General features: G+C 39.6%; 6 protein-coding genes and 1 pseudogene. 2 read left to right on the top strand and 5 right to left on the bottom strand.

Annotation, left to right across the window (positions count from 1 at the left end; genetic code table 11):
- Positions 1 to 197 precede the first annotated feature (197 nt).
- The 4 genes from DYY65_RS08295 to DYY65_RS08280 all read right to left on the bottom strand — a co-directional run bounded on the left by DYY65_RS08295 (position 198) and on the right by DYY65_RS08280 (position 5,380).
- Complete coding sequence (locus DYY65_RS08295) at positions 198 to 956, bottom strand: hypothetical protein (protein ID WP_162477500.1); 759 nt, start codon at positions 954 to 956, stop codon at positions 198 to 200.
- Between the two features lie 396 nt (positions 957 to 1,352).
- A complete protein-coding gene (locus DYY65_RS08290) occupies positions 1,353 to 2,783 on the bottom strand; it encodes an NAD(P)/FAD-dependent oxidoreductase (protein WP_162477499.1) in 1,431 nt (476 codons plus the stop codon).
- 51 nt (positions 2,784 to 2,834) lie between these two features.
- A complete protein-coding gene (locus DYY65_RS08285; protein WP_162477498.1) occupies positions 2,835 to 4,310 on the bottom strand; it encodes an NAD-dependent succinate-semialdehyde dehydrogenase in 1,476 nt (491 codons plus the stop codon).
- On the bottom strand, positions 4,307 to 5,380 hold the full coding sequence (locus DYY65_RS08280; RefSeq protein ID WP_162477497.1) for an alcohol dehydrogenase: 1,074 nt from the start codon (positions 5,378 to 5,380) through the stop codon (positions 4,307 to 4,309). The genes DYY65_RS08285 and DYY65_RS08280 overlap by 4 nt, the downstream gene beginning before the upstream one ends.
- Before the next feature lie 669 nt (positions 5,381 to 6,049).
- On the opposite strand from DYY65_RS08280, the pseudogene DYY65_RS13025 reads away from it, so the two are divergent.
- Positions 6,050 to 6,175, top strand: a pseudogene (locus tag DYY65_RS13025) (NAD-dependent malic enzyme); the annotation flags it as partial.
- 1,565 nt (positions 6,176 to 7,740) lie between these two features.
- Entirely contained in the window at positions 7,741 to 7,989 is a 249-nt protein-coding gene (locus DYY65_RS08270; RefSeq protein ID WP_162477495.1) for an alpha/beta fold hydrolase, read from the top strand.
- Positions 7,990 to 8,442: 453 nt separating this feature from the next.
- Here DYY65_RS08270 and DYY65_RS08265 read toward each other — a convergent pair.
- Positions 8,443 to 8,880: diacylglycerol/lipid kinase family protein (locus DYY65_RS08265; RefSeq protein ID WP_236561745.1), on the bottom strand; the 438-nt coding region annotated here is incomplete at its 5' end.

Here is an 8,880-nt window from a genome sequence, read left to right as displayed (position 1 = left end):
ACGACTATATGTATTGAATTGCGATGTACGTGTCGACTGAATTTGCAGTTGAAGGATTAGGCCTATTCTTCATGGCTTTCGCAATACATCTTTAGACTAGTAATTGATATTCTACGAGATATAGATTTTATATGCATGTTAAGAGCGCTATATAGTGATATAAATAGTGAGGCAAATGTTAGCAATAGACGCGGGACCTATCTCAAGCATATACTATCTGGTGTAGCCACAAAACCGTTAGGTAATTGGGGATGTAAGTTAAAAGGATTGTGTAAGATGGGTGTCAAAACATTGCTAGTTGGCGGATTGTTTGGGTTACTCTCATTTTGCAATATAGTGCATTTCACAAACCCTAGTCCTGTATCGACTATTGGTCCTTGTTGGCCAGAAGAACCAATAGGACCGAAACCACCTGTATCGCTGGTTTGTCCTAGCGATCCTTGACTGTTTGCTCCAGTTTCACCTTGTGGACCTTGCAGACCTTGAAGCCCTGTTACCCCTGTAACACCGGTGCCACCAGTACCTCCCATATAACTTGGTCCCATAGGGTCTTGAGACCAATGTTGAACAGTATCGGCGGGGTTTCCTTGTGGTCGTAGCTGACCTACTGGACCAATCATATAAACAGATTCCTGAGGATGGCTACCCCCGCCAACACCTGGTCGAATCTGAATACCGTGCACCCCTTGCTGTCTGTGGGGTCCAGCTGAACCATTTGTCCCGTTATTTCCGTTCTTCCCAAGTGTATCTTGTTGGCCTATGGCCCCAGTTACACTTGTGTGATGCGTAGGCCATTGCGTACCCTGCTGACCAGAACGACCAGGTGGACCTTGTTTGCCACCATGTAGGTTTATCATTATTGGCAGTGCCGCTTCTGTATCAGGAATAATATATGTCTCGACGAGCAGCAATGCTAAGCCAACAGCTGCTAATATAGATACTGTCGTATTAGTCACTACAATTGTTGAGAGTTTAAATGATATTTACAGTCCTTCAAAGAACCCTTTATAAAAGTAGAGGAACCTTGTGATATACATGACTTCTAGAATAAAAAATAGCTTTTTGGATATACAGTCTTGTTTTCACATCACAGGAGACTATGATTCGTAATTTGAATAAGGGGTTTGAGTATTATGTTATTAATTATTCTACACTAGTAGTTTTTTAGAGAATATGTGGATAAGTATAACGGTTAGCATAATTAAGTCAACACATGACTGGCCCATTTGTCTCCCATACTTACCTCATTTCAGGTATGAAGCCTTACCTACTAGGTATGATTATAAGTACTGGGGGTGTCAATTGTGTATACTGGCAGCCAGTAATATTGTCAATTGGTGAACTTCTCATATTCAAGCTCCAATACTAGTCTCCTTTGACTGTTTCTTTTCAGAATGAGCCGATTCATCATTACCTATATCCATTTCTCGTCTCTTTATCATTGCTACATCTGGCCTAAAGAAAAGATCGGAGGTCCAATCCCCCATAACTTTTAACTTCTTCTGTGTTGTAGGAAGCTGCGCCAAATAATATGTACGCCAGAGCCACCAAGCTGCAAATCCTCGGACCTTTGTTCCAAACAATGTAGCTACTCCAGTTCGTTTACCTATCTGTGCCATCATCCCTTTGGTTTTGTAATTAAATTTTTCTCGATTGCTATCATCGCTTGCTTTTCGCTTCTTAATAGAATTTATGATATTCTTTGCAGCCGTTTTGGCTTCAGGGATCGCGTGCTGTGCTGTCGGAGGATATGGTTCGCCAGTCTCAGGGTTAGTAATTGATGCGCAGTCCCCAATTGCATATACTCCTTCATAACCAGGCACCTCTAAATATTGGTTTGTAATAATCCTATGTCCTCTATCATGTTCGCAGTCCAACTCTTTGATTAGTTTAGAAGGAGTTACTCCTGCAGACCATATCAGCGTATAGGTGTTAATTTTGGTCCCATCATCCAATGAAGCGCTAGTTGGTGTAGCTTCTTTGACATGACGTTTCATTATAAATTCTACTCCACTTTGCTTTAATTTTTCTAGTGCATATTCGCCTAATTGTTCGTCTACTTGTTCCAGTATCTTGTCTGAAGCGCTGATAAGTAATATACGAACATCGGTCATGAGAATATTTTTGTAATACTTTTTAATGCTATCTCGAACAAAATGGTTTACTTCACCTACAGTTTCTATTCCGTTAAAGCCTCCTCCTACAACTATGAAGGTCAGAAGGTCTTTCCGTAAGTTCATATTGTGTTCTTCCAAGTTAGCCTGCTCTAGAATGTTTATGACATGATTTCTCAAGGTGATAGCATCGCCAATGCTAGTCATTGTGAAAGCGTGTTTCTGGACATCTGACATACCAAAGAAGTTATTTTGGCTACCTAATGCTATAACTAGATAATCATATTTTAGGATATGTTGGTCCCAATCAGATGGACTAGATTGTCTGCCTATAGAGTGAGTTATTGCAACTTGATTATTTCGAAAGTTGATTGATTCAACAGTGGCTTCATAGAATTTGGCCTTTTTACAGAACTCTCTGACTGGAGTTACTATATGTCTTGTTTCAATCATACCAGATGCAACCTCAGGGAGCATTGGCGTAAATAAAAGAAAGTTGTCTTTACTTACCAGGGTTATCTCGATATCTTCTCTACTCTTAAACTTCTTTTGAAGCCTCTTTAAAACTTCAATACCTGCAAAGCCGCCTCCTAATATTAGGACCTTTTTAACTGGAAGTTGATTGGTAGGATCATCTTCTTTTGATTTGCTTTTATCTGGTTTAAACATTAGATTTGTTTTCCATCTCCTCTTCTTCTCCTTCTCATACTTGTCCCTCTTTTACTCAACATGATGTTGATGGGATAACTCGTCATAAAACCTCACAGACTTTATATTGACAAATTCCAGCATCCCGAATCTAGACAGTTCCCTACCAAAGCCACTATTTTTTACTCCACCGAATGGTATTCTTGGGTCTGATGCGACAACATTGTTAACGCTCACTATACCTGACTGTATCGACCTAGAGTACTTTTCAGCCTTTTCTATATCGTCAGTCCACATACTTGCACCCAGACCATATTCGGTGTCATTCGCAAGCCTGATTGCATGCAACTCATCATCAGCTATTAGTATCGGCGCGACAGGTCCAAACACTTCCTCCCGAGCTAAACGCATGTTGAGAGAAACATTCTTAATTACTGTCGGTTTGTAGAAATAGCCCTTGCCTTTTACAGTAGTACGTTCGCCGCCTGTGAGTATTTCAGCACCGTCTCTGACAGAGTCTTTGACTATAGAGTCTATATTATCCAAGCCTTTATCATTTACTAACGGTCCTATGTCCGTCTCATCAGAATTCGGATCTCCTACCTTGAGCTTTTCAGTATTTTGAACAAATTTTTCAATAAACTCTTTTGCCACCTTCTTTGTAATAATAAATCTCTTGGAAGCAATGCAGCTTTGTCCGCAGTTGATAAATCGGCCCTTCACAGCGCCGCTAGATGCTTTTTCTATATTTGCGTCATCTAGCACAATGAATGGATCGCTTCCTCCAAGCTCAAGAACGCATTTTTTTATTTTGGAGCTTGCCCTTTGTGCCACCTTTCCTCCAGCTGAAACACTTCCAGTAAACGTTACTGCATTAATTGTCGAATCTATCAGATTTTCTGCTACGTTTGAATCCCCTGTAAGTGTCTGGAATACTCCGGCCGGTACACCTACTTTAGCAAATGTCTTTCCAATTTCTATTCCGCATTGTAACGTGGCGCTTGCAGGCTTTAGAACAATAGTGTTTCCAATCATCAAGGAAGGGGCTGCAAACCGAAGTGCTTGCCAGTATGGGAAATTCCAAGGCATTATGCTTCCGATCACGCCTATGGGCTGAAATGTAATGAAGGTCTTTCTGGCATCAGTGTTAATTATTTCGTCAGTTGAAAATGCCTTGCCATTATCAGCGAAATATTCTATTGCCCAAGCACATTTTTCTACTTCAGACTTTGCTTCCTTAATTGCCTTTCCCATCTCTTGCGTAGCAGTCTTGGCAAGACGTTCCTTATTTTTTCTCAGCTCTGAAGCAAAATCATAAAGAAACCCAGTCCTTTTATCGAGGCCAATGGTGCTCCATTGGATAAATGCACCCTTGGCCTTTTTTGCTGCTTCGTTAACCTGTTCTTTGGTTAAAATGTCATATTCATTTAACACCTCTTCCGTTGCTGGATTTTTGGTCTTCACTGTTTTGTTTGACTTTTCCACTTCTTCCTCTTCCTTTCTGTTTTTCTTTTCCTCTTTTTGTTGAGCTTGCTGATTTAGGGTCATGGATTTATAACTCCCCTTCCCATAACTTTCCCATCCTTTAGCTTTGACAGTGCTTCTGTAGCTTGATCAAGCTTAAATCTGTCTGAGACAAGTGGTTTTATTATTTTCCTTTTTGCAAGTGAGACTAATTCAGTCAAATCACTTAAACTTCCTGTATATGATCCAATCAACCTATAAGCCCTGGTAGGCATTGTGACAAGATTTAGCTTCAATTCCCCCCCGTAGAGCCCTACTAGAACCACCTTTGCTCTCCTCCTAAGTATTTGCATGTCTGTTTCCACAGTCTTTGATGCATTGACAAAGTCAATAACAGCGTCGGCGCCCATCTTGTCTGTTAACTCCATGACTGTCTTTACTGGATCTTCTTTTTTTGAATTAACTGTGTAATCAGCATGGCCATCTTTTCGAGCTTGTTTTAGTTTCTCATCTTCCAAGTCCATAGCAACTATTTTGGCTCCTGTGACTGCCTTTGCTAGTTGCATAGCCATCAAACCGAGTCCTCCGGCTCCGACAACTACAAGATTATCGTCTGGTCGCAAATTGGCGTTTTTTACAGCATTGTATGCTGTAAGAGCAGAACACGAAAGGGTGGCAGCTTCGTTAATATCCAGATTGTCTCCTTCTTCATTTCCAATTTTTACAAGATATCTGTAACTTGGAACAAGAACATGATCCGCGTATCCGCCATCGACATAAATACCAAGAGATCGGGGTTTATCACATAAATTCTCTTCACCTATTCTACAGGCAGGGCATGTGCCCTCTCCAACCCATGGATAAACTAGAACCTTATCACCCTTTGCAAACAAACTTTGAGATTCTTCACTTATAGCCTCTATACTTCCCGCAATCTCGTGGCCCGGTGTTACTGGGTATTTTACACCTCTGTCTGTAGTTTTTAAAAACTGGCCTTCAGGCCCTTCGTAACCTCCTTCCCACAAATGAATATCACTATGACAAACACCTGACGCAAGTACTTTGACAAGTACCTGAGAACCCTTTGGTTTGGGTGTTTCAAGGTCTTGTACCTGTAAAGGTTCCTTTGGCTTGACAATTCTTGCTGCTTTCATGAGTAAGCTACCGCAGCATTGTATAAAATACGTTCTATTCGGGGTTTAAACAACATTCTCGTTTGATTACATTGCAAGTAGACGCAATTACTTGCATTACCTTACTTAGTTAGTTACTACGAGCAAGTTCGTTCTTGTACTGCTATATCTTAACTTTGCTCTATCTTAATCACAGTAAAGAAATAACACCATACTGCGCTGCATATAGCATCAATGAATGCAGCAACTAGAGACAATCCGAAAATTAGATGATATTGGTGCCTTAGGTAAATGCATGTGTTGCTATCTCGCCCTCGATATTCTTACTATGCGAGGATATCATTACAACTACATATTATTACAAATACATATTATACAATTGTAAACAAACCACATCAAAATTGCATATCGGTATATTAAGTAATAGTGTGAATTACATACATACAAATGCTTTATCGCACTCATTGTGACATAATGGTTGGTATCAGAAGACGATGTCTTAAACCTCCATAGAATGTTACACGGCAAGATACAGATTCGAAACAGAATCCCGCCAGATGAAATTAATAATTAAGAAGAAAAAGAGAATGCACTTTAATTTATACTACAGTGGTAGCATGTAACAAAAGGGTTGGTATAGATTCTACATCAAACTGTAATACGCCCGTTGCGATGGAACCATAATACCCGGGTAATTTTGGACCTGAGGCAGCATTCCCAGTCATGGAAGGCAAGTCTGTCATATTTAGAACCATGGGTGGGGTCAATGCTATACCTCTGTGCCTTGATAGTCAAGACCCGGACGAAATAATCAGGTGTAAGGATAGTACAACCAGAGTATAATAATTTTAGACAATTCTCAAAAATAATGTGGTGGTAAGTAAGTACTAGTCCTACTGCAGATTATATTTTCCTCCTCGAAGTTATGCTTGGCGGCAAGATAAAGGTCTCCGATACAGGAGTTGGAAGGAGTTTGTCGTCTCTACTAGACACTTTTATGGAATAAGGTGAGTCATGAATTAGCATAGGTCCATGTATGTGAAACGTGCCTGTGGTATGCATTCCTTCTTGTCCAATAAAATCTGGATCTTGTCCAACCGGGTAGTAAACTGGTAGGATGAAGACATATTTGTTGTATTATTGGCACTTGCCGCAGCTGATGTCAAAGGCGATTTGTATGTAGGGATTAGCTTCAAGTCAAGTATCCCATCATCATCTTCGGAGGTAAAGAGGCTTCGTAGAATTTAATATTGTCACGTTGTAAGTAATAGATATAATTGGAGGAAAGCTCACAGTTTTCGGAGTCAGAAATACAAGGCGTAGACTATTGGTCCTATAGCTGTCACCAACATTGCACGCCGCGAGGTTAAGTTTGACTGATATCCACATAGGGATGGCACTTCCTATTAATCGCTATAATACCGGCAAAACGTACAATCAACGTTACGAATCAACCCACCAACATAAAACATCCATTTTTTTATTACCTCATCCTATTTTCAGGGCTGGTTGTATCATACAAACTGCTTGTTACTAGTTTGGTTTATGTTACTTGCTGCATGTATATTTGATTTCGACCAAGACCGACTCCGACAAGTGAGTATTCGAAAAGAAACTCAGAATTCAATGCTACAAGTTGCTTATATTTCATATGATTACATTGATTTACAAATCTTATAATTGCAGTCAGTCATACCAAATCCTTACGGAAACATACTGTCCATAATATATGTAAATATTTCGTACGTCGACTAAAAAATAGGTATTGGTCTATAGCGTTTGTCATTACGCATCATAGACATTTCAAACCGCTGCATAAATTACAAATAATTGAGGATATTACGAGGGCAATTGTACAGCTGAGAGTTTATGTGAGATAAGTGGCCCAAAGAGGCAGTGAATGGTAGAATTAGAGGGGCCAAAAGTGATCCTCTGCATTTGATTGACAGTAGTGTATCGTGCTGTCTGCTTTACATTTAACGTATATCACAATAGTCAGAGGAACTGGATCTTTGCAAATGTTGTCAGCATTTTCTTGTATATTTTTGATTAATGTTATATTCTGAATAGTTCCATTATTAAAATGTGGACCCACACCGGCCCTAATATCTCACGTTCCGCTAGTGTGATTTGAGATCCTAGAAGCACTAAGTTCAAAGAAAGGGAGTTAGTTTTAACACCCGTAGGACATGAATATGATAAAGGGCCGGGAATATGCCTAGCAGTTGTAAGTTTAAGTCCATAAAGGCAATCACTTGTTCAAAGCCGATTAATAACGATGCTAATCCAACCATTACTAGAGTGCTAAGACATTTCTTCAGCAAACTCGGATTAATGTTCATCTTGGGGAGAATAATCGGTAGTGCTTATATTTCAATCCTATGCAGCTGCCAACATGGTATCAAATATCCGAGAATGATCGCATGATTCTTCCTGATGTGCAGCGTAATCTTGCAAAACAATTGGATGCTACTACTATCTCGCTTGAGTCTAGCCATGCTTCACTTGTATCCCATCCAAATGAGATTGCCAAGTTAATTCTAGATGCTGCAAAAGAATGTAGTGCTGGAAATGGTAATAAAAGTGATAGACAGACAGACAAAATGATTTCTCAAAACATACAGATTTAGTTTGTTCTTTGTCTACTTTTTCTGTCTTTACAAGAACTATTCGTTGGATATTATTCGTGATCAAAATAAGTAAAATTAATACGTGATCTAAAAGAATGATCAAAATAAGTAAAATTAAGTGAAGCAGTCAAGAGACCAATTACTGATCTGTTAGCATTTTGTGAAACCAATTAGTGATTTTGTGAGAACAACTAATGATTGGAATTGCTACTACCGCATTCGGGTTACCTGTAACTACATTAGCGATGACATTACTCATGTACTGTCCCTTAGAAGTAACTGCGCCTTTGTAATGTTCCCTGAATGCAAATTTAGTGTGTTTACCTTTATGCCTTCACTGTATGTATGCTGTTCTCAATGTCTTATGACACAACCGTCCATAGCAACTACTATCACAGCATCACAGAAAATTGAATTAAGCTAGACTTTGTTACTCACATATTGCCTCATGGCTTAAATCTTTACATTCAAGGCGTGTTGATAAACCTGGAAGGTGGCAGGTAGAACACCTGTGGGTTCACCGTCAAGAGTCACAGTTATCTCTCTTTCTTTTGACTTTATCGAGACCTTTTTAGCCTGGGAATAAAAGAGATTATTATCATTCAGCGTAAAATCTTTATTCTCTTGCATATTGACAAGACCCTCCAACATCTTAAAGCTTCCAGAATTTTGAAGTATGGTTATGTCCAGCAGACCATCAGAGATGTTTGCACGTGGAGCTGCCGTAAGTCCTCCGCCTAAATACTTGCCATTTGCTATTACACCCATCGTCATTTTTGATAGCAGGCTCCTCTGTCCATTATCAATAGATATATCGCATATGTTACTCTCATAGGTTGGCAAAGTGGCAACGACACTAGAAATAGTGGATATAACCCGACTCCGAATCCT

It is taken from the genome of Nitrososphaera sp. AFS (genome assembly GCF_009898475.1).
GTDB lineage: Archaea > Thermoproteota > Nitrososphaeria > Nitrososphaerales > Nitrososphaeraceae > Nitrosopolaris.
The sequence above is the reverse complement of the archived record's forward strand: the minus strand, read 5'-3'. Positions and strand labels throughout refer to the sequence as shown.

Excerpts from the sequence above, each read along its gene's own strand:
- DYY65_RS08290 (WP_162477499.1), bottom strand. The coding sequence starts at position 2,783 with ATGTTTAAACCAGATAAAAGCAAATCAAAAGAAGATGATCCTACCAAT.
- DYY65_RS08285 (WP_162477498.1), bottom strand. The coding sequence starts at position 4,310 with ATGACCCTAAATCAGCAAGCTCAACAAAAAGAGGAAAAGAAAAACAGA.
- DYY65_RS08280 (WP_162477497.1), bottom strand. The coding sequence starts at position 5,380 with ATGAAAGCAGCAAGAATTGTCAAGCCAAAGGAACCTTTACAGGTACAA.
- DYY65_RS08270 (WP_162477495.1), top strand. The coding sequence starts at position 7,741 with ATGCAGCTGCCAACATGGTATCAAATATCCGAGAATGATCGCATGATT.